Source organism: Streptomyces sp. CB02959 (assembly GCF_002803155.1).
Classification (GTDB): Bacteria; Actinomycetota; Actinomycetes; order Streptomycetales; family Streptomycetaceae; genus Streptomyces.
Genome location: NZ_NNBP01000021.1, coordinates 40,614 through 61,942, shown reverse-complemented (window position 1 = coordinate 61,942; position 21,329 = coordinate 40,614). Strand labels below are relative to the sequence as shown.

General features: G+C 73.1%; 25 protein-coding genes. 10 read left to right on the top strand and 15 right to left on the bottom strand.

Features of this window, described 5'->3' with window-relative positions:
- Positions 1–29 precede the first annotated feature (29 nt).
- On the bottom strand, positions 30–467 hold the full coding sequence (locus tag CG747_RS30090; protein ID WP_100604995.1) for a MerR family transcriptional regulator: 438 nt from the start codon (positions 465–467) through the stop codon (positions 30–32).
- Positions 468–541: 74 nt separating this feature from the next.
- On the opposite strand from CG747_RS30090, the gene CG747_RS30085 reads away from it, so the two are divergent.
- Positions 542–1,363, top strand: a complete 822-nt coding sequence (locus CG747_RS30085; RefSeq protein WP_100605103.1) for an alpha/beta fold hydrolase — start codon at positions 542–544, stop codon at positions 1,361–1,363.
- Positions 1,364–1,431: 68 nt separating this feature from the next.
- On the opposite strand, the gene CG747_RS30080 is transcribed toward CG747_RS30085, so the two are convergent.
- From CG747_RS30080 to CG747_RS30050, 7 genes are all read right to left on the bottom strand, one after another.
- Entirely contained in the window at positions 1,432–1,941 is a 510-nt protein-coding gene (locus CG747_RS30080) for an FBP domain-containing protein (RefSeq protein ID WP_100604994.1), read from the bottom strand.
- Positions 1,942–2,011: 70 nt separating this feature from the next.
- Positions 2,012–3,445 carry a hypothetical protein gene (locus CG747_RS30075; protein ID WP_100604993.1) on the bottom strand — a complete coding sequence of 478 codons (1,434 nt, stop codon included), beginning with the start codon at positions 3,443–3,445 and terminating at the stop codon, positions 2,012–2,014.
- 62 nt (positions 3,446–3,507) lie between these two features.
- A complete protein-coding gene (locus CG747_RS30070) occupies positions 3,508–3,819 on the bottom strand; it encodes a hypothetical protein (RefSeq protein ID WP_100604992.1) in 312 nt (103 codons plus the stop codon).
- Positions 3,820–3,986: 167 nt separating this feature from the next.
- The gene (locus tag CG747_RS30065) at positions 3,987–4,745 is read right to left on the bottom strand and encodes a serine hydrolase (protein WP_100604991.1); all 759 of its coding nucleotides are present in this window, start codon (positions 4,743–4,745) and stop codon (positions 3,987–3,989) included.
- Between the two features lie 99 nt (positions 4,746–4,844).
- Positions 4,845–5,588 (bottom strand): isocitrate lyase/phosphoenolpyruvate mutase family protein, encoded by a 744-nt coding sequence (locus CG747_RS30060; RefSeq protein ID WP_100604990.1) that lies wholly within the window; start codon positions 5,586–5,588, stop codon positions 4,845–4,847.
- Positions 5,585–6,034, bottom strand: a complete 450-nt coding sequence (locus CG747_RS30055; RefSeq protein WP_100604989.1) for a carboxymuconolactone decarboxylase family protein — start codon at positions 6,032–6,034, stop codon at positions 5,585–5,587. Before CG747_RS30055 ends, CG747_RS30060 begins: the two co-directional genes overlap by 4 nt.
- Before the next feature lie 5 nt (positions 6,035–6,039).
- On the bottom strand, positions 6,040–6,540 hold the full coding sequence (locus tag CG747_RS30050) for a carboxymuconolactone decarboxylase family protein (protein WP_100604988.1): 501 nt from the start codon (positions 6,538–6,540) through the stop codon (positions 6,040–6,042).
- Between the two features lie 47 nt (positions 6,541–6,587).
- Between CG747_RS30050 and CG747_RS30045 the strand changes: the two genes are divergently transcribed.
- Positions 6,588–8,027 carry a PLP-dependent aminotransferase family protein gene (locus CG747_RS30045; RefSeq protein ID WP_100604987.1) on the top strand — a complete coding sequence of 480 codons (1,440 nt, stop codon included), beginning with the start codon at positions 6,588–6,590 and terminating at the stop codon, positions 8,025–8,027.
- Positions 8,028–8,108: 81 nt separating this feature from the next.
- Here CG747_RS30045 and CG747_RS30040 read toward each other — a convergent pair whose 3' ends face one another.
- Positions 8,109–8,999 (bottom strand): hypothetical protein, encoded by an 891-nt coding sequence (locus CG747_RS30040; RefSeq protein WP_257980845.1) that lies wholly within the window; start codon positions 8,997–8,999, stop codon positions 8,109–8,111.
- A 91-nt stretch (positions 9,000–9,090) separates the two neighbouring features.
- Positions 9,091–10,296: an ornithine--oxo-acid transaminase gene (rocD, locus tag CG747_RS30035; protein WP_100604986.1), complete on the bottom strand. Its 1,206-nt coding sequence runs from the start codon at positions 10,294–10,296 to the stop codon at positions 9,091–9,093.
- A gap of 366 nt (positions 10,297–10,662) precedes the next feature.
- Here rocD and glyA point away from each other — a divergent pair, with 366 nt between their 5' ends.
- From glyA to CG747_RS30015, 4 genes are all read left to right on the top strand, one after another.
- Positions 10,663–11,940: a serine hydroxymethyltransferase gene (gene glyA, locus CG747_RS30030; RefSeq protein ID WP_100604985.1), complete on the top strand. Its 1,278-nt coding sequence runs from the start codon at positions 10,663–10,665 to the stop codon at positions 11,938–11,940.
- A gap of 210 nt (positions 11,941–12,150) precedes the next feature.
- Positions 12,151–13,164, top strand: a complete 1,014-nt coding sequence (gene trpS / locus CG747_RS30025; RefSeq protein WP_100604984.1) for a tryptophan--tRNA ligase — start codon at positions 12,151–12,153, stop codon at positions 13,162–13,164.
- Positions 13,165–13,268: 104 nt separating this feature from the next.
- On the top strand, positions 13,269–13,868 hold the full coding sequence (locus tag CG747_RS30020) for a 2'-5' RNA ligase family protein (RefSeq protein ID WP_100604983.1): 600 nt from the start codon (positions 13,269–13,271) through the stop codon (positions 13,866–13,868).
- Between the two features lie 315 nt (positions 13,869–14,183).
- Entirely contained in the window at positions 14,184–15,083 is a 900-nt protein-coding gene (locus CG747_RS30015; RefSeq protein WP_100605101.1) for a YihY/virulence factor BrkB family protein, read from the top strand.
- Positions 15,084–15,173: 90 nt separating this feature from the next.
- On the opposite strand, the gene CG747_RS30010 is transcribed toward CG747_RS30015, so the two are convergent.
- Entirely contained in the window at positions 15,174–16,400 is a 1,227-nt protein-coding gene (locus tag CG747_RS30010) for a D-alanyl-D-alanine carboxypeptidase family protein (protein ID WP_257980844.1), read from the bottom strand.
- 723 nt (positions 16,401–17,123) lie between these two features.
- Between CG747_RS30010 and CG747_RS30005 the strand changes: the two genes are divergently transcribed.
- From CG747_RS30005 to CG747_RS29985, 4 genes are all read left to right on the top strand, one after another.
- Positions 17,124–17,315, top strand: coding sequence for a hypothetical protein (locus CG747_RS30005; protein ID WP_100604981.1), 192 nt, complete (start codon positions 17,124–17,126; stop codon positions 17,313–17,315).
- On the top strand, positions 17,299–17,823 hold the full coding sequence (locus tag CG747_RS30000) for a DUF6879 family protein (RefSeq protein WP_100604980.1): 525 nt from the start codon (positions 17,299–17,301) through the stop codon (positions 17,821–17,823). The genes CG747_RS30005 and CG747_RS30000 overlap by 17 nt, the downstream gene beginning before the upstream one ends.
- Positions 17,820–18,653 (top strand): helix-turn-helix transcriptional regulator, encoded by an 834-nt coding sequence (locus tag CG747_RS29995; RefSeq protein ID WP_100604979.1) that lies wholly within the window; start codon positions 17,820–17,822, stop codon positions 18,651–18,653. The genes CG747_RS30000 and CG747_RS29995 overlap by 4 nt, the downstream gene beginning before the upstream one ends.
- A 577-nt stretch (positions 18,654–19,230) precedes the next feature.
- A complete protein-coding gene (locus tag CG747_RS29985; RefSeq protein WP_100604978.1) occupies positions 19,231–19,425 on the top strand; it encodes a hypothetical protein in 195 nt (64 codons plus the stop codon).
- A 103-nt stretch (positions 19,426–19,528) separates the two neighbouring features.
- Here the strand turns inward: CG747_RS29985 and CG747_RS29980 are convergent, their stop codons facing one another.
- The 4 genes from CG747_RS29980 to CG747_RS29965 all read right to left on the bottom strand — a co-directional run bounded on the left by CG747_RS29980 (position 19,529) and on the right by CG747_RS29965 (position 21,125).
- Positions 19,529–19,792, bottom strand: a complete 264-nt coding sequence (locus tag CG747_RS29980) for an SCO4848 family membrane protein (RefSeq protein WP_100604977.1) — start codon at positions 19,790–19,792, stop codon at positions 19,529–19,531.
- Between the two features lie 96 nt (positions 19,793–19,888).
- Entirely contained in the window at positions 19,889–20,302 is a 414-nt protein-coding gene (locus CG747_RS29975; protein WP_100605099.1) for a hypothetical protein, read from the bottom strand.
- Positions 20,299–20,673 (bottom strand): hypothetical protein, encoded by a 375-nt coding sequence (locus CG747_RS29970; RefSeq protein ID WP_100604976.1) that lies wholly within the window; start codon positions 20,671–20,673, stop codon positions 20,299–20,301. The genes CG747_RS29975 and CG747_RS29970 overlap by 4 nt, the downstream gene beginning before the upstream one ends.
- Positions 20,670–21,125, bottom strand: coding sequence for an ATP-binding protein (locus tag CG747_RS29965; RefSeq protein WP_100604975.1), 456 nt, complete (start codon positions 21,123–21,125; stop codon positions 20,670–20,672). The genes CG747_RS29970 and CG747_RS29965 overlap by 4 nt, the downstream gene beginning before the upstream one ends.
- Positions 21,126–21,329 lie beyond the last annotated feature (204 nt).

The window sequence follows — 21,329 nt, the reverse complement described above, 5'->3', positions numbered from 1 at the left end:
GCCGTGCCCGGCGGCGCCGTCCGGGCCGCTCAGCCCGACCGGAGCGCCATCGCGGCCAGTGCTTCGTCCTGGGCGCGGCGTTCCTGCATTCTCCGGGCGTAGGCGCCCAGGGCCGCCCGGCGCTGCTGCAACTCGGCTATCTCGGAGTCGAGTTGGGCCATCTGCCGCTCCACCACGCCGCATGAGAACGTGCACGGGTTCAGCCCCGGGCCGCCCTGGGCGCAGGGCAGCAGGTCGCGGATGGACTCGGTGTTCAGGCCGGTGGCGAGGAGTTCGCGGACGCGGGTGACGGTCTCGACGGCGCCGGTGTCGTAGGTGCGGTAGCCGTTGGCGTCGCGCCCGGCGCAGAGCAGACCGCGCTGCTCGTAATAGCGCAGGACGCGGGTGCTGACGCCGGTGCGGCGGGCGAGTTCGCCGATCCGCATCCGGCCTGCCGGGCGCGGCTCTGTGCGTGCCCCGTCCCCCATGTGGTGCTCCTCTCCCCGTTTCTCGCCGTTCCGGCTTGACCTTGACACCGGTGTCAGACGGCAACCTCGTGCGCATGACGCAGATTCCCGTAGCGCAGAACCGGTCCGTTTCCCTTCCGCCGCTCTCCACCGCCGTCGCGGGTCCGGCCGACGGCCCCGGCGTCCTGCTGGCGCACGGTGCGACCGGCAGTGTCCGCGACAACTACGGCACGCTGGTGCCGGCCCTGACCGCCACCGGCCACCGGGTGGTGGCGCCCGACTACCCGGGTTCGGGCGACTCCCCGCGCGCCACCGGCCCGTTGGAGCTGGACGCGCTGGCCGACGCACTGGTCGCCGAGGCCGTCGCGGCCGGGTCGGAGACCTTCACCGTGATCGGCTTCTCGTTGGGGACCGCGGTGGCCGTACGGGCCGCGGCCCGCCATCCGGAGCGGGTGCGCGGGCTGGTCCTGACCGCCGGGCTCGCCAAGGCGGACGCCCGTACCCAGATCTGGCTGGACCTGTGGCTGCGGCTCCTGGAACGCGGCGACTACCAGGGCTTCGCCCAGGCGCGGGCGCTCGGCGGGCTGTCGGCGGAGTACCTCGACGCGCTGCCGCCGGCCGAGTCGGCCGCCGTCCTGGACCCGGACCCGACGCTGCCGCCGGCCGGCTCGGCGGAGCAGGCGGCCCTGGTCAAGACCGTGGACACCACCGCCGACCTGCCGGGCATCGCGGTCCCGACGCTGGTCATCGCCACCACCGAGGACACGCTGCTGGCCCCGGCCAACTCCCGCTATCTGGCGGAGCACATCCCGGGTGCGGAGTACGCGGAGATCGCCACCGGGCATCTGCCGATGGTCGAACGGAACGCGGAGTGGCTGGCGTTGGTCGGGGACTTCCTGGCCGCGCGGGGGCTGTGACCGGACCGGACCGGATCGGCCGGGGAGGCGGCAGCCGGCGGGGGCGGGGCCGCCGCCGGGCCGGCGCCTCAGGCCGGTTCGCCGTCGAGGACCTTTTCCAGGAAGGCGTCCAGATTCCGCACGGTGCGCGCGATCCGGTCGGCCAGCGGGAGGGTCTCCTCGTGCCGGCCGGCCAGTTGGGACGTCTTGCGGCCGCGGACGTAGAGGGAGCAGGCGAGGTCGGCGCAGAGGTAGGTGCCGACGGTGTTGCCCTGCCGGCCCGCGGGTCCGGCGCGGCGGGCGGCGAGCAGGCTGACGCCGGAGCCCGGGTGCCCGGTCAGGCAGACCGAGCAGACCGTCGTCTTGGTGAAGCTGCGCCGTACGCCCTGCGGCACCCGGAGGGTCACGCCCATCAGGCCGTCGTCCCGCGGGGCGACCAGATAGCTGCGGTCCGGTGCGCCCGGGTCGCGCCACCCCAGGAAGTCGAGGTGCTCCCACGGCAACTCGGCCAGCCCCACGGGGAGGTGGAGCCGACTCGCCTCCCCCTTGGAGCAGTTCACGAAGGACGCGCGTATCTGTTTCTCACCGACCGGATCCATGATTCCGGACGCTAACAGCGGGCGGCGGGGCGCGTCGTGCGGTTTTTCCGCGCCCCGGCCCCGCGGTGCCTCACTCGATCACGGGCGGCGGGACGTCCCGGCGCGGGGGCGAGTCGATCTCGTCCTCGTCGAGGTACCGGGACCGCTGGGCTCCGGGGCGGCCCCGGCCGCCCTTGTCGGCCGGGGTGCCCTTGCCCTTCCCCTGGGCGGCCGTCGGGTCCGCCGGGGTGGCGCGGGCGCCGCCGCGGCTGCGGTGGAGTCCGGCGCCGCCCTGCCGGTTGCCGCCGGCCGGGCCGGTCGCCTGGCCGGTCGGCCGTGCGGCCGGGGCACCGGGGGTGTGCGGCGGCAGGGCCGCGCGGGCGGCGACCGCGTCGGGGTTGCCCGCGCCGCCGTTGGCGCTGCGGCGCGCCCCGCCGGTGCCGCGTGCCGCACCGCGTGCGCCGCCGGCGGGCATCCCGCCGCCCGTCACGCCGATGACGCCGGGCATGACCGTGCCGCCCGGGAAGCCGCCGCCCGCGGGGGCGGGGGCGCCCTGGCCGCCGGACGGCGCGGTGCCGCTGACGGTGTGGCCGGCGGGGGGCGCGGCGAGGGTGCCGCCACCCAGACTCTCCAGCCCGGTGGTCACCGGCCGGTCGGCCCGGGGGCTGTCGAAGCCGGCCGGTACCGCGCCGCCGCCCGCGCCGTTGGGCTGCTTGGCCGTGGGAGGCTGGTGCGGTTGGCGGCCGCCGGTCACCGCGGCGTCGACCGGCGGCGGGGCGGGGCTGCCGGTCGGGGCGACCGGCCAGTCCCCGGCGATGCCGGGCCCGGTGCCCTCCCGGAGCCGCTTTCCCTGCGCTTCGTAGTGGGCGGCGAGTTCGTCCATCACGACGACGGCTTCGAGCTGGCGCTCCTTGCTGGGCGGGAGGCTGCCGCGGTTGAGCTCCAGCGCCATCCGGGTGTCCAGCTTGGGGTTGGCCATGTCCCGTTTGAACTGGCTGTCGTCGCCGGTGGGTGCCACCGGGTCGGGGGCGCCCCCGGCGAGCCGGAGCGTCACCATGGCCTTCTTGGCCTCGCGGAGGTTGTGCGCGACGCCGACCTCCGGGCCCGAGGTGCGTGAACCGATCAGGGTGGACTCGACGTTCCGGGCGTGCTGGTAGCTGCGGTCGAGCTTCGACAGCACCTTGGCGGCCTCCCGGCGGAACGCCTGGGCGGCCGTGCCCTCCCAGTGCGCCGTGGCGTGGTCGACGGCGTCCTTGAACGCCTTGCGGATCCCGCCGTGGCCGTCGTCGCCGCCCAGCTGGTCGGCGGAGGTCCGCCAGTGCCGGCCGGAGGTCTCGATCGTCTCGGGGCTGGCGTGCTCGATCATCGCCTGGAGCGCGGCCAGGTCGCGCTTCTGGAAGTCGGAGGGGGACCGCGGGGTCAACCGGTGCCCCCGGAGCGATTTCAGCTGCTCCGCCCGTTCCTGTTCGGCCCTCCGGCGCGCCATCTCCTGGGCGCCGTCGCGCTCCTGTCCGGCCTCCGTCATACCGGTCCCCCTCCCTCGTCCTCGCCGTCGTCATGCCCGCCCGGTGCCGGGCGGTGGACCCGTCAGTCGTGCCGCGGCTGCCGGGCCGCGTGTTCCTCGTCCTCGTAGGCGCCGCGGCTGGCCTCGGTCTTCTCGCCGAAGGTGCCGAGGAGGTCCTGGAGCGCGCCGAGCACGTCCGCCAGGTACGCCTGCATGCCGTCGTGTGCGCCGGCGAGCTTCCCGGCCTCGATGAAGTCGACCCCGAAGGCCGACTTCGGGATCGACGCGCTGTATTTGACCGTCTGGCCGGGTTCGTCCATGTCGCGCTGCAGGCGTCGCAGCTGGCGCACGACGACGTCCAGCTCCTCCAGGTCAACCCTGAATTGCTCGGTCATGTACCGCTTCTCCCCGTTCCCCCGCGGGCCTTCACCACCAAGCTATCAAGCCCGCAGGGCTGCCCGTACGTCCGTTCTCCTGATACCCGCGACGGAGCGGCTTCTAGCGTGGCCCGGACGGCCCGGAGCAGGCAATTCGGCGAACGGAAAAGAAATCTGACGGTGCGTCAGGAATCGTGGGGCGCGAGGCGGTGGCGGCAGGCCCAGACGCGGGACGAGATGCCGGCCAGCAGGCGGGCCGCGGGGTCGCCGGTGTCCTGGCCGTTGGCGAGCGGGCCGGTGTAGCAGACGGCGAGGGCGTAGGGCGGGGCGTCGTGCGGGTGGACGACGGCGGCGCCGTGCCGGACCCCCGTGATCCAGCCGTTCTTGCTGGCCAGCCGGGTGCCGGGCGGGAGGCCGGCGGCCAGGTCGACGCGGTGCGCGTTGTGTTCCAGGCGGGCCAGGACCTCCGGTTCCAGCGACGTCAGCAGCCGGAGCAGGTCGCGGGCGGTGACGTGGTTGGTGAGGCCGGCGGCGCGGGCCGGGGCGTCCTCGATCCCGCGCGGGCTGCCGGAGGCGGCGGACGCCCCGGCCCGCCGCCACACCTCGGCCACCGCGGCCGGGCCCACCTCGGCCAGGCAGAGGCTGCTGGCCAGGTTGGAGGAGTGGCTGACCATCCGGTCGGCGAGCCAGCCGAGCGGCGCGGTGCGGCCCAGCAGCTCCCAGGGCTCCGGGTCGCCGTCGTCGGCGCGGGAGTGGGCGTAGCTGCCGCCGACCGCCGAGGGGAAGGCGTTGACGACCGGGACCTCCCGGTCGGGGTCGAGGCCGCTGCGGTGGACGGCGGCGAGCACCGCGATCTTCATGGTGCTGGCCGCGTAGTGCGGGACGTCGGCGTTCCGCAGGATCACCGGGGGGCGCTGCCAGGGGGCTACGGCGACGGAGAGCATGGCTCATCGTAGGGCGGCGGGGTGGCCGGGTCCGGGCGCGAACGCCCCCGTGCGCCCCGCACGGGCCCGGCCGCCCCGCCGGTACGTCCCACGGCTCCGTCAGTCGCCGCTTCCGGCCCGCAGCCGTTCCGCGACCGCGGCCAGGGCCGTCATCGCCTCGCGCTGGAGGCCGCCGCCGAAGGTGATCCGGGTCGCGCCCAGGGCGCCCAGTTCGCGCGGGGACGGGCCGCCGGCCCTCGCCAGGGCGTTGAGCGGGAGGGTGACCGCCGCGGCCAGTTCGGGCAGCAGCTCGGGCGGGGCGAAGATCGGGTAGAGGCAGTCGGCGCCGGCCTCGGTGTAGCGGCGGGCCCGCTCCAGGGCCGCGTCGAGGCCCGGCTCGCCGCGCAGGAAGGTGTCGATCCGGGCGTTGACGACCAGCGCGTCGCCCGCCTCGGCCCGCACCTCCGCCAGCCGGTCGGCCTGCTCCCGCGGGTCGCGGAGGGCGCCGGTGGTGTGGTCGGAGTCCTCCAGGTTGCAGCCGACCGCGCCGGCCTCGGCGAGCCGGCCGACCAGTTCCTTGCCGGACAGTCCGTACCCGGCCTCCACGTCCGCCGTCACCGGGACGTCCACGGCCCGCACGATCCGGGCGATCGCCGCGAACATCTCGTCGGCCGGGGTCTGCCCGTCCTCGTACCCCAGGGACGCCGCGATGCCCATGCTGGGGGTGGCCAGCGCCGGGAAGCCGGCGTCGGCGAAGACCCGGGCGGAGGCGGCGTCCCAGACGTTGGGGAGGATCAGCGGGTCGCCCGGCCGGCGGCCCTGGTGGAGGGCGCGCAGCGTCGCCGCGGGGCCGGTGGCGGTCACAGCTCCGACCCCGGGGGCTGGCGGACCGTGACGTTGACCCGGTTCCAGTTGTTGATGGCGACGATCACGGCCAGCAGGTGGGCGAGTTCGGTCTCGCTGAACTGGGCGGCGGCTCGGTCGTAGACGGCGTCCGGGACGGAGCCTTCGGTCAGCACGGTGACCGCCTCGGTGAAGGCCAGGGCCGCCCGCTCCCGCTCGGAGTAGAGGTCGCCGGCCTCCTCCCAGGCCGCCAGCAGGTCGATCCGCCGCTGTTCGACGCCGGCCTCGCGGAGGTTGGTGACGTGCATGTCGACGCAGAACGCGCACTTGTTGAGCTGCGAGGCGCGCAGCACGACCAGTTCGGCCAGGACGGCGTCGCCCAGGCCCTTCTTGGCGGCCGTGGTGAGCTTGAGCTGGGCCTGGAAGAACGCGGGGACCTTGCTCCAGAGCTGCATGCGGTGGGTCATCGCGCTCACACCTGCCCCGGGACGAGGCGGGTGGTCACGCCGAACCGGTTCCACGCGTTGATGGTGGTGATCTGGGCGATCAGCTGGGCCAGTTCGGCCTCCTCGAAGACGGCCTCGGCCTGCGCGTAGACGGCGTCGGGGACGAAGCCTTCGGTGAGGACGGTGATCGCCTCGGTGAGGGCCAGGGCGGCGCGCTCCCGGTCGGTGAAGAAGCCGACGGCCTCCTCCCAGGCGGCCAGGAGGGCGAGGCGCTCCTCGGTCTCGCCGGCCTTGCGGGCGTCGCCGGTGTGCATGTGGAGGCAGAAGGCGCACTTGTTGAGCTGGGAGGCGCGGATGTTGACCAGTTCGACCAGGGTCGGGTCGAGGCCCTTCTTGGCGGCCGCGTCCAGCCCGATCATGGCCTTGTAGACCTCGGGGGCGAGCTTGGCCCAGCGCATCCGGGGGCCGTGCTGGTGGCCGGCGGCCGGGGCCTGCTGTGCCGCGGTGGGTGTCGTCGCGTTCGTCATGCCCTTGACGCTACGGGGTGAATGGCGCAGCGGTATGGTCCACTTCCATGGAGAAATCGCGGGCCACTTTCGGGCGGGAACTCGGGCGGGACCTGCATCTGGACCTGGACGGTCCGGGCGGGCTGCGGGCCGCCCTGATGACCGCGCTGCGCGACGCCGTACGGTCCGGGCGGCTGACCCCCGGCACCCGGCTGCCGTCCTCCCGGTCGCTCGCCACCGACCTCGGCATCGCCCGCAACACCGTCGCCGACGCCTACGCGGAGCTGGTCGCCGAGGGCTGGCTCTGCGCCCGCCAGGGCTCCGGCACCGAGGTGGCCGAGCGCGTCCTGCCGCGCGCCGCGGCGCCCCGGCGCACCCCGGGCCCGCCGTCCCCGGCCGCCGCCGGGCCGCGCTTCGACCTGACCCCCGGCACCCCGGACGTCTCGTCCTTCCCCCGGACCGCCTGGCTGGCGGCGGCCCGCCGGGCGCTGACCGCGGCGCCCAACGAGGCGTTCGGGTACGGCACCCCGGCCGGCCGGCCCGAACTGCGCGCGGTGCTCGCCGACTACCTCGCCCGGGCGCGGGGCGTCCGGGCCGATCCGGACCGGATCGTGATCTGCGCGGGGTTCATGCAGGGGCTGGGGCTGGTGAGCCGGGCGCTGAAGGCCCGCGGCGGCGCCCCCGGCCGGATCGCCACCGAGTCCTACGGGCTGCACTTCCACCGCGACGTCATCACCCGCGCCGGGCTCGGCACCGTTCCGCTCCCGGTCGACGCGCACGGCGCGGACACCGGCGGGCTGGCGGGCCTGGACCACCTGCGGGCGGCCCTGTTCACCCCGGCGCACCAGTTCCCCACCGGCGTCCCGCTGCACCCGGACCGGCGGGCCGCGGCGGTCAACTGGGCGCGCGCCACGGGGGGTTACATCCTGGAGGACGACTACGACGGCGAGCTGCGCTACGACCGGCAGCCGGTCGGGGCCCTCCAGGGGCTGGACCCCGATCACGTCGTCTACCTCGGCACCGCGAGCAAGAGCCTGGCCCCGGCGCTGCGGCTGGCCTGGATGGTGGTGCCGGACCGGTTGATCGACCGGGTGCTGGAGGTCAAGGCGACCGGCGAGTGGCAGTCCGGGTCGCTGGACCAGCTGACCCTGGCCGAGTTCCTGTCGTCGGGCGCGTACGACCGGCATCTGCGCGGGATGCGGCTGCGCTACCGGCGGCGGCGCGACGCGTTGGTGGCCGCGCTGGCCGAGGCCGCGCCGCATGTGCACGTCTCGGGGATCGCCGCCGGGCTGCACGCGGTGCTGGAACTCCCGCCCGGCACCGAGCAGTCCATCGTCCAGGCCGCGCTGTGGCAGGGGCTGGCGGTGCACGGCCTGCGGGAGTTCACCGACCCGGCGGCGCCCGCGGTCGCCCGCGACGCCCTGGTCATCGCCTACGGCCGGCCGCCGGACCACTCCTTCGCGGCCGTCCTGGACGCCCTGCTGCGGGCGCTGCCGCCGGGGGACTGACGCGGCGGGGCCGGGGCGGCCGACGAGGACGCGCGGCGCCCCGCCGACGGCCGGGAGCCGCGGGTCGGGCGCCGCGGCGCGTCAGGGTCGTTCCGCGACCACCGCGGCGGGGCCGGGTTCGGCCACCGGCACGTCGGACTGCTCGGCCGGCGCCTCGCCGAAGCGGGCCAGGGCCAGCGCGCCCGCGACGGCCAGCGCGAAACCGGCGACGGTCAGCGGGGCCAGGCCCTCGCGGGTGCGGTCGCCGAGCCAGGCGACGCCGACCACGGCCGGGCCGAGGGTCTCGCCGATCACCATGCCGGCGGTGGCGGTGGTGACCGAGCCGCGCTGGAGGGCGGAGGTCAGCAGCAGGAAGGCGGCGGCCCCGCCGATGAGCAGCGCGTAGGTGGCGGGGTTGGTCAGCAGGTCGGCCGGCCCGAACCCGTCGATGAGCCGCACCGCGACCTCGACGACGCCGAAGCCGAAGCCCGAGCCGAGGCCGAGGGCGGCGGCGCGGGCGCGGCCCGGGAGCCGGCCCGCCAGGGCGCCGGCGGCCAGCACGGCGACCGCGAAGACCAGCACCCCGATCCGCAGTGCGGGGGTGCCGGCGCGGTGGCCCTCGGTGCCGGAGGACAGCGCCAGCAGGGCCAGCCCGCCGCAGACCACCGTGACGGCGAGCCATTCGGCGCGCTTGAGGCGGGTGCCCAGGACGGGCGCGGCGACCACCGCGGTCACCGCGAGGGTGGCCGCCAGTGCCGCGCCGACGGTGTAGATCGGCAGCCTGCGCAGCGCCACCAGCTCCAGCAGGAACCCCAGTCCGTCCAGTGCCAGCCCGAGCAGGTACCGCCACTGCGTCAGCACCCGCAGCAGCAGTCGCGCGTCGACGCCGGACCCGGTGCCGGCCGTGGTGTCCCGGGCCGCCACGGCCTGGAAGACGGAGGCGGTGCCGAAGCACACCGCGGACGCGAGGGCGCAGATCATCCCGAGCAGCATGGGCCCGACTGTACGGGGGCCGCGCGCCGCGGGGCAGGGGGCTTCCCACGGGCCGGGACGGCGCGGCGGCGGGGCGGCAGGGGCGGCGGGCCTACGCGCCCAGCACCGCGCGCAGTTGCGCCAGTCCCCAGTCCAGGTCCTCCTTGCTGATCACCAGCGGCGGGGCGATCCGGAGCGTCGGGCCGCGGGTGTCCTTGACCAGGACGCCGCGGGCCAGCAGCCGTTCCGAGACGGCCCGGCCGTCGCCGCGGGAGGGGTTGACGTCGACGCCGGCCCACAGGCCGCGGCCGCGGACCGCGTCCACCGCGCCGCCGCCCACCAGCGGCGCCAGCGTGCGGTGCAGGTGGTCGCCGAGTTCGGCGGCCCGCCGCTGGTACTCGCCGGTGCGCAGGATCGCGATGACCTCCAGGCCGACCGCGCAGGCCAGCGGGTTGCCGCCGAAGGTCGAGCCGTGTTCGCCGGGGCGGAAGACGCCCAGCACCTCGCGGGACGACACCACCGCGGACACCGGCACCACCCCGCCGCCCAGCGCCTTGCCCAGGACGTACACGTCGGGCACCACGCCCTCCTGCTCGCAGGCGAAGGTGGCGCCCGTGCGGCCCAGTCCGGACTGGATCTCGTCGGCGACGAAGAGCACGTTCCGGGCCCGGGTCAGCTCGCGGACGCCGGCCAGGTAGCCGGGCGGCGGCACCAGGACGCCGGCCTCGCCCTGGATCGGCTCCAGCAGCACCGCGACGGTGTCGGCGTCGACGGCGGCGTCCAGGGCGGCCAGGTCGCCGTAGGGGACGACGGTGAAGCCGGGGGTGTACGGGCCGAAGTCGGCGCGGGCCTCGGGGTCGGTGGAGAAGGAGACGAGGGTGGTGGTCCGGCCGTGGAAGTTGTTCTCCGCGACGACGATCCGGGCCCGGCCGTCGGGGACGCCCTTGACCCGGTAGCCCCACTTGCGGGCCGTCTTGACCGCGGTCTCCACCGCCTCCGCGCCGGTGTTCATCGGCAGGACGAGTTCCATCCCGCACAGGTCGGCGAGCTGGGTGCAGAAGTCCGCGAAGCGGTCGTGGTGGAACGCCCGGGAGGTCAGGGTGACCCGCTCCAGCTGGGCGCGGGCCGCGTCCAGCAGGCGGGGGTTGCGGTGGCCGAAGTTGAGCGCGGAGTACCCGGCGAGCAGGTCCAGGTAGCGGCGGCCGGTCACGTCCGTCATCCAGGCGCCCTCGGCGGTGGCCACGACGACGGGGAGCGGATGGTAGTTGTGCGCGCTGTGGGCCTCGGCGGCGGCGATGAACGCTTCCGTGGATGTCACGGGGGACTCCGTCCGGCGGGTCGGACCACCCGGTCCGACCGGATGGGCGACTGCCGGCCCCCTCCGTCGTACGCGCCGGCCTCTTCTCGCGGTCTGCCCTCATTCTCGCGCCGGGGCACCGGCCTCCGCAGGGCACGCGCCGCACCGTCCGCCGGAGCCCCCCGAGCGGCCTCCGCACGGCCCGCGCGGGGCCGCTCCCCGCGCCCGGTGGCGGGACAGGCCATAGACTTCCCGTGCGCAGCCGCGACTGGCGCACGGGGAACGGACCCCGAGGGAGCGGTGCGCGGCCACACGCCTACGAGGTGCCGCCCGCCTGGGTACCCCGGGACCACGACCGACCATCGATCGATCGCCCCGGAGGACGCCATGACGGCACAGCCCCCCGCCCATCCCGCCCTGCACGCCACCGACCCCGAGCTCGCCGCGCTGGTCGGCGCCGAGGAGCGGCTCCAGGCCGACACGCTGCGGCTGATCCCCAGCGAGAACTACGTCTCCGCCGCCGTGCTGGAGGCCACCGGAACGGTCCTCCAGAACAAGTACAGCGAGGGCTACCCGGGCCGCCGCTACTACGAGGGCCAGCAGAACATCGACCTCGTGGAGACCCTGGCCGTCGAGCGCGCCAAGGCCCTCTTCGGCGTCGAGCACGCCAACGTGCAGCCGTACTCCGGCTCGCCGGCCAACCTCGCCGTGTACCTCGCGTTCGCCTCCCCCGGCGACACCGTGCTGGGCATGTCGCTGCCGATGGGCGGGCACCTCACGCACGGCTGGGGCGTCTCGGCGACCGGGACGTGGTTCAACGGGGTGCAGTACGGCGTGCGGGCCGACACCGGGCGGATCGACTTCGACCAGGTGCGCGACCTGGCCCGCAAGGAGCGCCCGAAGATCATCTTCTGTGGCGGCACGGCCGTCCCGCGGACCATCGACTTCGCCGCCTTCGGCGAGATCGCCCGGGAGGTCGACGCGGTCCTCGTCGCGGACATCGCGCACATCGCCGGCCTGGTGGCGGGCGGCGCGCACCCCTCCCCCGTGCCGCACGCCGACGTCGTGGCGACCACCACCCACAAGACACTGCGCGGCCCGCGCGGCGCCATGCTGATGTCCCGCGCCACGCACGCCAAGGCGATCGACAAGGCGGTCTTCCCCGGCCTCCAGGGCGGCCCGCACAACCACACCACGGCCGCCATCGCGGTAGCGCTGCGCGAGGCGTCCGCGCCGTCCTTCGGGGAGTACGCGCACGCCGTCGTCGCCAACGCCAAGGCGCTCGCCGAGGCGCTGCTGGCGCGCGGTTTCGACCTGGTCTCCGGCGGCACCGACAACCACCTGGTGCTGATCGACCTGACCTCGAAGGACGTGCCCGGCAAGGTCGCCGCCAAGGCCCTGGACCGGGCCGGGATCGTGGTGAACTACAACACCGTGCCGTTCGACCCGCGCAAGCCGTTCGACCCGTCCGGCATCCGGATCGGCACCCCGTCGCTCACCTCGCGGGGACTGGGGACGGCGGACATGCCGAAGGTCGCGGAGTGGATCGACCGGGGCGTACGGGCCGCGGGCGGCGGCGACGAGGAGGCCCTGGCGGAGATCCGCAAGGAGGTGGCCGAACTGATGGCCGCCCACCCGGCACCGGGACTGCCCCTCGGCGACTGAGTCCGGGGGCTCCCCGATCACCCCGGGGAGCCCCCGCCGCCCCGCGGATCTCCCCCGCCCCGGAGACACCTCCGCCCGCCCGGGAACACCCCCCGCCACCCCCGCGTTGTGGACCCGCAGGGGGCCTCGCCATCCCCTACGGGATGTGTTCGGCCACCCCCTGCGGGGCTCCACGCCCGGGCTCCCCGCGGACCTGAGAGAATGCATGCCATGGCTCTCGAACGTCCTCGTGTGCTCTCCGGTATCCAGCCCACCGCCGGCTCCTTCCACCTCGGCAACTACCTCGGTGCGGTGCGCCAGTGGGTGGCGTTGCAGGAGTCCCACGACGCCTTCTACATGGTGGTCGACCTGCACGCGATCACCGTCCCGCAGGACCCCGCGGAGCTGCGCCGCAACACCCGGGTCGCCGTCGCCCAGCTGCTGGCCGCCGGCCTCGACCCGGAGCGCTGCACGCTCTTCGTGCAGAGCCACGTGCCCGAGCACGCCCAGCTCGCCTGGGTCATGAACTGCGTCACCGGCTTCGGTGAGGCGTCCCGGATGACGCAGTTCAAGGACAAGTCGGCGAAGCAGGGCACGGACCGGACGACGGTCGGCCTCTTCACGTACCCCGTCCTGATGGTCGCCGACATCCTGCTCTACCAGGCCGACCAGGTCCCCGTCGGCGAGGACCAGCGCCAGCACCTGGAGCTGACCCGCGACCTCGCGGACCGCTTCAACACCCGGTACGGCGACACCTTCACCATCCCGAACCCGTACATCGTCAAGGAGACGGCGAAGATCTTCGATCTTCAGGACCCGTCGATCAAGATGAGCAAGTCCGCGTCCTCGCCCAAGGGCATCATCGACCTCCTCGACGACCCCAAGGTCACCGCGAAGAAGATCAAGAGCGCCGTGACGGACACCGACACGGTGATCCGCTTCGACCGCGAGGCCAAGCCCGGCGTCAGCAACCTCCTCACCATCCTGTCCACCCTCACCGGCGAGGACATCCCGTCGCTGGAGCGCTCCTACGAGGGCAAGATGTACGGCGCGCTCAAGACCGACCTGGCCGGGGTGATGGTCGACTTCGTCACACCGTTCCGGAGCCGTACGCAGGAATACCTCGACGACCCGGAGACGCTGGACACGATCCTGGCCAAGGGCGCCGAGAAGGCCCGCGCGGTGGCGGCCGAGACGCTGGCCACCGCCTACGACCGGCTCGGGTTCCTGCCGGCCAAGCGCTGACCGTCCGCGGAAGGCCGGGACGTGCCCGTCAGGGTCCGTCCCGGCACACTGAGAAGGGTGCGCGCCCGCGCGGCGCGCACACACACGTCAGGAGGGAGAACGCAGTGGGGACCGTAACGCTCGGCGTTTCGCTCGCGGTCCCGGAGCCGCACGGCAGCTTCCTCCAGCGGAGGCGCGAGGGCTTCGGGGACCCGGCCGCCCGCGGCATCCCCACCCACATCACCCTCCTCCCGCCGACCGAGGTGGACGCCGCGGCGCTGCCGGACATCGAGCGCCACCTCGCCGAGGTCGCCGCGGGCAGCCGGCCCTTCGCGCTCCGCCTGGCGGGCACCGGCACCTTCCGTCCGCTCTCGCCGGTGGTCTTCGTCAAGGTCGTCGAGGGTGCCCGCGGCTGCACCGTCCTCCAGGAGCGGGTCCGCTCCGCGTCCGGGCCGTGCGCCCGCGAGCTCCAGTTCCCGTACCACCCGCACGTGACCGTCGCGCACGGCATCGACGAGGCGGCCATGGACCGTGCCCAGACGGAGCTGGCGGACTTCTCGGCCGCCTGGACGGTCGGCGGCTTCGCGCTCTACGAGAAGGGCGACGACGAGGTCTGGCGGCTGGAGCGGGAGTATCCGTTCGGGGCCGGGAGCGCGTCGGTGACGGTGCCCCGGCAGGTCGCCGAGACCGCCGAGCTGTCCCGGCCGCCGGCCGCGTCCTACTGAGGCACCGCCCCCTCGACCGCCGTCCCGCTGCTGCCCGGTGCGCCGGGTGATTGCCGACTTCCGGGGTAGCCGGAAGCTAATGTTCCGGATCAACTGGGGCAGCCGGCACGGGAGGGCGGTACGGGGATGACGGGTGGACGGGGCACTCAGAACGGCGGGGACGCCGGAGAGGCCAGGGGCGCCGGGGACGCCGAGGACGCCGGGGACCGCGCGGGCACGGCCGAGAACGAGTCCAAGAGCGAGAACGAGAACAAGGGCGAGAACAAGGCCGAGAGCAAGAACGAGGGCGAGGGCGAGGCCGTCGGCGGCGGTCCGTTGGGCTGGATCCCCGGGTTGCCGGTCGTCGGCCCCCGGCTCGCCCCCGCCGTCCGCTGGATGCTCGCCACCCACCTGTGGCGCAGCTTCGACCGGATGCTCCGGGTCCACTGGACCCGGCTGGCCGCGGCCATCACCTTCACCAGCTTCATCGCGCTCTTCCCGCTGCTGACCGTCGCCGCCACCATCGTCGCCGCCACCATCGGCGACGCCCAACTGCGCACGCTGGAGGCGAAGCTCGCCGAGCAGGTCCCCGGCATCTCCGCCCAGCTCGACCTCGCCTCGCTGGTCAACAACGCCGGCACGGTCGGCCTGATCGCCGGTGCGGTGCTGCTGTTCACCGGCATCGGCTGGGTGCAGTCCCTGCGCGACTGCCTGCGGGCCGTCTGGGAGGCGCCCGACGAGAAGACCAACTTCCTGCTGGGCAAGGTCCGCGACGGCGGGCTGCTGCTCGGCCTCGGCGGGGTCGCCCTGGTCTCGGTGGGCTGCTCGACGTTCGCCTCGGCGGCGGTCGGCCGGGCCGCGCGGGAGATCGGGCTGCCCGAGGGCGGCGCGGCCAGCATCCTGCTGACCGTCGCGGGCTTCTGCACCGCGGTGCTCGCCGACTTCGTGATGCTGGCCTACGTGCTGACCAAGCTCGTCGGCGCCCACCCGCCGCGGCGCGCCCTGGTCACCGCCGCGCTCATCGGCGCGATCGGCTTCGAACTGCTGAAACTGCTGCTCAGCGGCTATCTGCGGGGCGTCGCCGCGCGCAGCATGTACGGCGCGTTCGGCACTCCGATCGCACTGCTGCTGTGGATCAACTTCACCGCGAAGCTGCTGGTCTTCTGCGCGGCCTGGACGGCCACCTACCGGGCGGCCGAACCGCGGACCGAGCCCGCGCCCGCCGCCGGGGCGTGACGTCCGTACCTCCAGCGGAGCATGGCGGCCGCGCCGAGGGCCCCGGCTCGCCGGGAAGGCGGCGGGCCGGGACCCTCGGCGCGGCGGCGGTCACTTCTTGCGCCGGCCCCCGGCGCCGCCCCGGCGCTCCTGCACGGCCTCGGGGAGCGGCCGCCGCTTGCGGATGAACCACACCAGCGCGCCCAGCAGCACCACCGCGCCGCCGCCGATGCCCGCGGCCGTCCACGGCCCGCCCCAGCCCCCGCCGGAGTCGAGCCCGGCCTCGGCCTGATCGCCGCTCTTCGCACCACCGGCGCCGGACGCGTCGTCCGAGCCCTTGGGTCCGACCAGGTGGCCGACCGGCGTGACCTTGCCGTCCGCGGCGAAGCCCCAGTCGAGGAGCTTGGCGGCCTCCCGGTACGCCTCGTTGTGCTGCCGCTTCTCCGGGTTCATGACGGTGACGAGCAGCTTGCGGTCGCCGTGCTGGGCGACGCCGGTGAACGTGGACCCGGCGTTGGTGGTGGACCCGTTCTTCACGCCGGCGATGCCCGGGTACGGCTTGATGTCGTAGTCCCCGCTGAGCAGCCGGTTGGTGTTCTGGATGCCGAAGGTGGCCCGCTTGCCGTCCTTGCCCGTGTCGCCCGGGAACTGCGCGCTCGCCGTGGAGCAGTACTCCCGGAAGTCCGCGTTCTGGAGCCCGGCCCGCGCGAACAGGCTCAGGTCGTAGGCGCTGGACACCTGCCCCGGCGCGTCGTAGCCGTCCGGCGTGATCACGTGCGTGTCGGTGGCGTTGAGTTCCACCGCCCGCTTCTGCATCTCCTTGACGGTGGCCTCGGTGCCGCCGTTCATCGCCGAGAGCGTGTGCACCGCGTCGTTCCCGGACCGCAGGAAGACCCCCAGCCACAGGTCGTGCACGGTGTACGTGAGGTTCTCCTTTATCCCGACGAGGCTGCTGCCGGCGCCCATTCCCGCCAGGTCGGCGGGCTTGACCTTGTAGGTCCGGGTCTTGGGGAACTTCGGCATCACGGTGTCGGCGAAGAGCATCTTCAGCGTGCTGGCCGGCGCCAACTGCCAGTGCGGGTTCTTCGCCGCCAGCACCTCACCGGACTCCGCGTCCGAGATGATCCACGAACGGGCCGTCAGTTCCTTGGCGTCCGGAAGCGCGGGCGCCCCCGGGCGGGTCTGCACCTGGACTCCGGGCTGCCCCAGCCGGTCCCCGCCCACCTGCGACATCTTCGCGGGGGGTACGGGCGCCTTCGGCGGTTCCCCGCCGTCCGCGGGCGCGGCCTGCGCGGTGCCGGCCAGCAGCGGTGACACCAGCAGGGCTGAGGACGCCAACGCGGCGACGGTACGAACGGCTCGTACGGCGGACGGGGACGTGGGGGCGCGGAAGGTCGTCGGCACGTCCGTGAACGTACCCGCCCGCGACCGCCTCCAGGAACGCGCCCCACGGAAGAGTGTCCCTCCGAACGGCCGGATGGAGCCGCTGCCGCGGCCCGGACTGGGATCCTTGAAGCTCTCTCGCCCCGTGTCCCGGTTCCCGCTCGCCTTCGGGGAGAGCTGGTGCATCTGGTTCACCTTTCACGAACAACTAGCTGTCACAACGTCAGGACTGGGCGAAAGAGCAGGTCAGCACTACTGACACCGTTTCCTGTCGAGGGGCTGGGAGGACCTGGACACCGTTCGCTTCGCCGCGCACGCCCGGTAGTCCCCCGCACTCCCCGACACCGCCGAAGCGCCGCCCGAAACACCGGTCACCGCCGGTGAGGCGCCGGCCGGCGGTCGGGGTCGGCAGGTGGTCCACAAGGTCAAAGACGGCGACCGGTCCCCAGAGGATCCACAACCCGTCCGTCCGCGATGTGAATCACTTATGGACGCCGTACACACCGGCGCGACCGACCCGACGACGGCCGACGCGCCGCCCCCCGCCACCGGGCCTTCTTGACGGCGGCCGCGCGCCGGGGACAGTGTCGGTTTCCCGTTTCTGCAACTCTGCCTCCTTGCCTCGCAAGCGCCGTTGCCGGAACGATCGAACGGGAGAACCGCGGAGAAGGGGAGACCGTGAAAGTCACCGTGCTCGCGACATCGTGCGACAAGAAGGACTGCCCAACGATCTACAAGACGGACCGGGACACCCTCCTGGTGCAGGGTGAAACCCCGGCTGATCACGGACTGCAGATTCCCGCCCACGAAACCTTGGTGGAGATCCCACTCGAACTGCTCCAGAAGGCCATCCGTGACAACGTCATCTAGAACTCTGGGCAGCCTCTTCGACACTTTCGACCAGGAGGCGTTTCGGCTGGAGACCCTGAATGACTACAGCAGATCGGGCAGCGTCGACGCGTACCGCGCCTTCCTGGCCGACCGGGACCAGCCCGACGACTACAACGCCGACTGGCTGAAGGAGGTCAAGGGCTTGGTGGATTCCGGACGACGGATATACCGCGTCCACGTCCTCACCCGCCCCCTGACTCCGTACCTGCGATTCGAACTCGGATGGGGCTACGTCACGAACGCGACCGCCGGAGAAGAATTCTTCATTCTCGACGTCACGGATCGCCCCAACCCCATAGGCGACGTAGGAGACTTCTGGCTCTTCGACTCCGTCACGGCCGCGCCGATGAGCTACGACCACGAGGGGAAATTCCTCGGGGCTGACGTGCTGCCCGACGACCGTGGCCCCGAGTACGTCGCTCATCGGGACACGGCACTCGCCCATGCGGTGCCCTTCGCGGACTGGTGGGCAGAACACGGCAAGTGAACCGTTCAGAGTTGGGTGCGGCGCTGCGGGTACTGCGGCAAGCCTCCGGCCAGGAGGCAAAGGCGGTGGCCCGCAGCTCTGTCATGTCCGCCAGCAAGCTCAGCAAGATCGAAACCGGCAAGCTCGCCCCGAGCGCCGACGACGTGGACCGCATCCTGACCGCCATCGGCGTCTCAGACGGCGTGAAGACGGAGTACATGGAGGCCGCGCGAGCAGTGGCCACGGAGGCCACCGCATGGCGGCTGATCCAGCGTGCTGGACTCCACAAGGCACAGAAGCAGCTACAGGCCATCGAGGGCCGCATGAGCCTTCTGCGGCTGTTCCAACCAGCACTTGTGCCCGGTTTGCTGCAAACCCCGGAATACATGCGAGCCATCCTGTCGCGGCACGACGACCTGAGCGAGGAAACCGTACAACGAACCATCGGTGCCCGCCTTGAACGGCAGGAAGTCCTCTACGACCCGAGCAAAACTCTTCGCTTCGTAATCACGGAACCGGTGCTGTGGTGGCTCATCACTCCACCGCTCGCCATGGCTGGCCAAGTAGACCGGCTGATCGCCTTGTCACGGCTACCTACCATCGATATTCGGGTCGTGCCGCTCACAGGCCCCAAACATGACATCCCCAACCACGCCTTCGTCATCAGGGACGACCGGGCCGTGTCCGTCGAGACAGTGCACGCCGACGTAACAGTGACCGACCCCAGAGACGTTTCCTTGTACGCGGCCAAGTTCGAAGGGTTCGCAGAGCGAGCGCTTTCCGGTAACAGCATGCGAGCCGCACTCGAAGGCATCCGAGACAGGTTATTGAGCGAACAGGAAACGGGCTAGGCGTATATGGCTCCCTACAGGATCATCGCTTGGTGAATCCAACCGGGGAGGTATGGGAGCGATGACCAGTCCAATTCGGTACAGCCAGCAGCCCGTGGAACTTCCGCTCGACGGCTGGCTGCTGGAGGGGAATCCGGCCCCGGGCTGCGCAGTGTGCGACGCCCTGGGTCTTCAGCGGGAACAAGCTCGGAAGCGGAGCGACTGGGCGACTTCGTATGCCGCTGCACGGGAGATCAGGAATCACGACGGTGGGCACGGCGAAGCGTGAACTGCCCCGGTTCCGAGTGCCCCACGCCAGCCGGTGACATTACAGAGGACGAACCAAGGCGGCCGTCAGACGGCCCTGTAGCGGGTCGAGCCGATGCAGTAGCCCTTGCCTCTGAGCCTCAGCGCCCCTTCCCCTGCTCCACCTGTCAGGTCAAGGGGCGTCAGTAGGAACGAGAACTCCCGCCCCGGTGGCAGAACCCCGGACAGCGAGCAGTCGGGGCGGGGCACCCAACCGCGGGAAACCCTGCGGGCCTTCGGGTCGTGTCTCCGACGGTACGGGCACGGCCCCTCACGAGAGTGGAGTTGATCGATGAGCGCTGCGGCGGTCGAAACGATGGACACGCGCCCGCGCGACACCGAGGGCTGGCCCGGCGTCCCGTTCCGGCACCCCCGGGACCTGGAGGTCGTCGCCGAGGACGACGGCGGGAAGCACGATGGCGGCCCCATGCCGCCCGAGGCGCCCCGCGATCCCGCTCCGCAGCCCAGCGGCGGAGAGGACGAGTGAGCCGATGACGGCCTGAGCCTTCCCTACCGGTGATCGTTCGCACCCACCGCAGCCCCCGTCCCATAACGGGGGCTGCCTGGGGCAAGGAGGTCTGCCGCGGCCCTCAGACCTCCGTCACCGCGCCCGCCGCCGTCTCGCGGCGCAGGGCGCGAAGGCCCCGGAACCCGAGCACGCCGATCGCGGTGCCCAGGAGGAAGGACACGATGGCCAGGGTGAGGTGGATCCAGAAGTACGCGGTGGGGTTGCCGTGGTCGAAGGCCAGCCCGCTGGCGTCCTTGACCAGGTTCTTCACGAAGGTGACCCAGACCACCCACGACCAGGCGCCGAAGGCGAGGAGGAACCAGGAGACCGGGCGGCTGAGCTTCATGGGGTGTGTCCTCTGCTGCGGGGAAGCCTTGCCCTGCCAGTATCCGTGATCGATTTCCAGGGCGGCCGCGCCCCTTGCCCGCCCGGCACCGAGCGATCACTGCGGTACGCCGGCGCCGAAGCCTTCCGCCCCGCCGTCCCCCCGGCAGCGCCTCGGTCCGGTCCGGCTGACGACCGGCAGGAAGAGCACCGGGTGCGCCGACCACTCCACCCAGGTGCCCGCGCAGTTCAGCGTCAGCCCGCAGGGCTCCCCGCGGTGCAGTGCGGACACCGCCCCCAGGCATCCGTCGCCGTCCACCTCGCGCAGTGCCCGCTCACGCGCCCGTCCGGACAGCCCGGCGGCCAGCCGGCGGGCATCCGCGGCGATCTCCCGCACGGCCCGCAGCGGGGTCGCGACCGCGAGGGACGTCCAGGACGCCACCTCGTCCGCGTGCACGGAGCGGTACACCGTCCGCTCGCACCAGATCCCGGGCACGGCCAGCCCCGTCTCCGTCCGGCCCGTCCGCGTCATGCCGCCAGCCATGCCGCCCCCCGGCCCTGCGGTGCGCCGTTCCCGTACGTACCGACGGCTCCGCCACCGGGGCGGGCCACGAGGGCGTACGCGCACCCCTCGGCGTCAACGACGGTCAGGGTGACGGGATTTCCGGCCATCAGCCCGTACACAGCCCGGCCGAAATCGACCTGGTCGCCGAGCCAGTCGAGTACCCCCGCCCCGGAGGGCGCCCCTAACTGCTGCGCGACCTGCTCGGCCCGCGTCCGCACCCATCGCACCGCCCGGCGCGGCGAGTACGTCACCACGCCCCCGAGGTCGATCGACGGCCCGGACGGGCGGTGGACCACCAGCTCCGCCCGGTAGACCGCCACGTCCCCCAGGGCCGTCACGGCATCTCCGGTGCAGGCAGCGGGAATTCGGCCCACACCACCTTTCCGGTGCCGTCCCGGACCACCCCCCAGCCACTTGCCAAGGCGTCCACGAGAACTAAGCCACGACCACATTCCGATTCCTCCTCGATCCCCGTCGACTCGTTGACCACTGGTTCCTCGTCGCTCACGTCGCGCACCTCCAGCCGCAGGCGGTCGTCCGACAGCACGAACCGGACCCCGATCGCGGGCGCGGGCACGGACAGCCCGGCGTGCGCCCGCACGGCGTTGGTGACGAGTTCGGAGACCAATAGCTGTGCGTGGTCGGCGAGTTCACCGCCCACGCGCCATGCGCGCAGTTGCCGCCGAAGCTCCCTGCGGGCCCATCCGACGCTGCGCGCGGCGGACGGGAGCCGGTAGGCGACGGCGAGAGCGGCGGGCGAAGTTACTACGAACCGGGCGCGTGCGGACATGGCTATCCCCTTGGTGCGCGTGACGGAGCGATATCACTACGCAGCGCTTCAATACGCATGCGCCGAGTGACGAAACCTCACGCTAGGGCGCACGTCCGCAAGTTTGCAAGCTTTGGCCATGCAAGTTTGCCATTGCTGTGCGTGAGCGCGCAGACTGGATCCGTTACGAGTCAACGGGGCACAGTGAGGCGGTCGTTGAAAGGA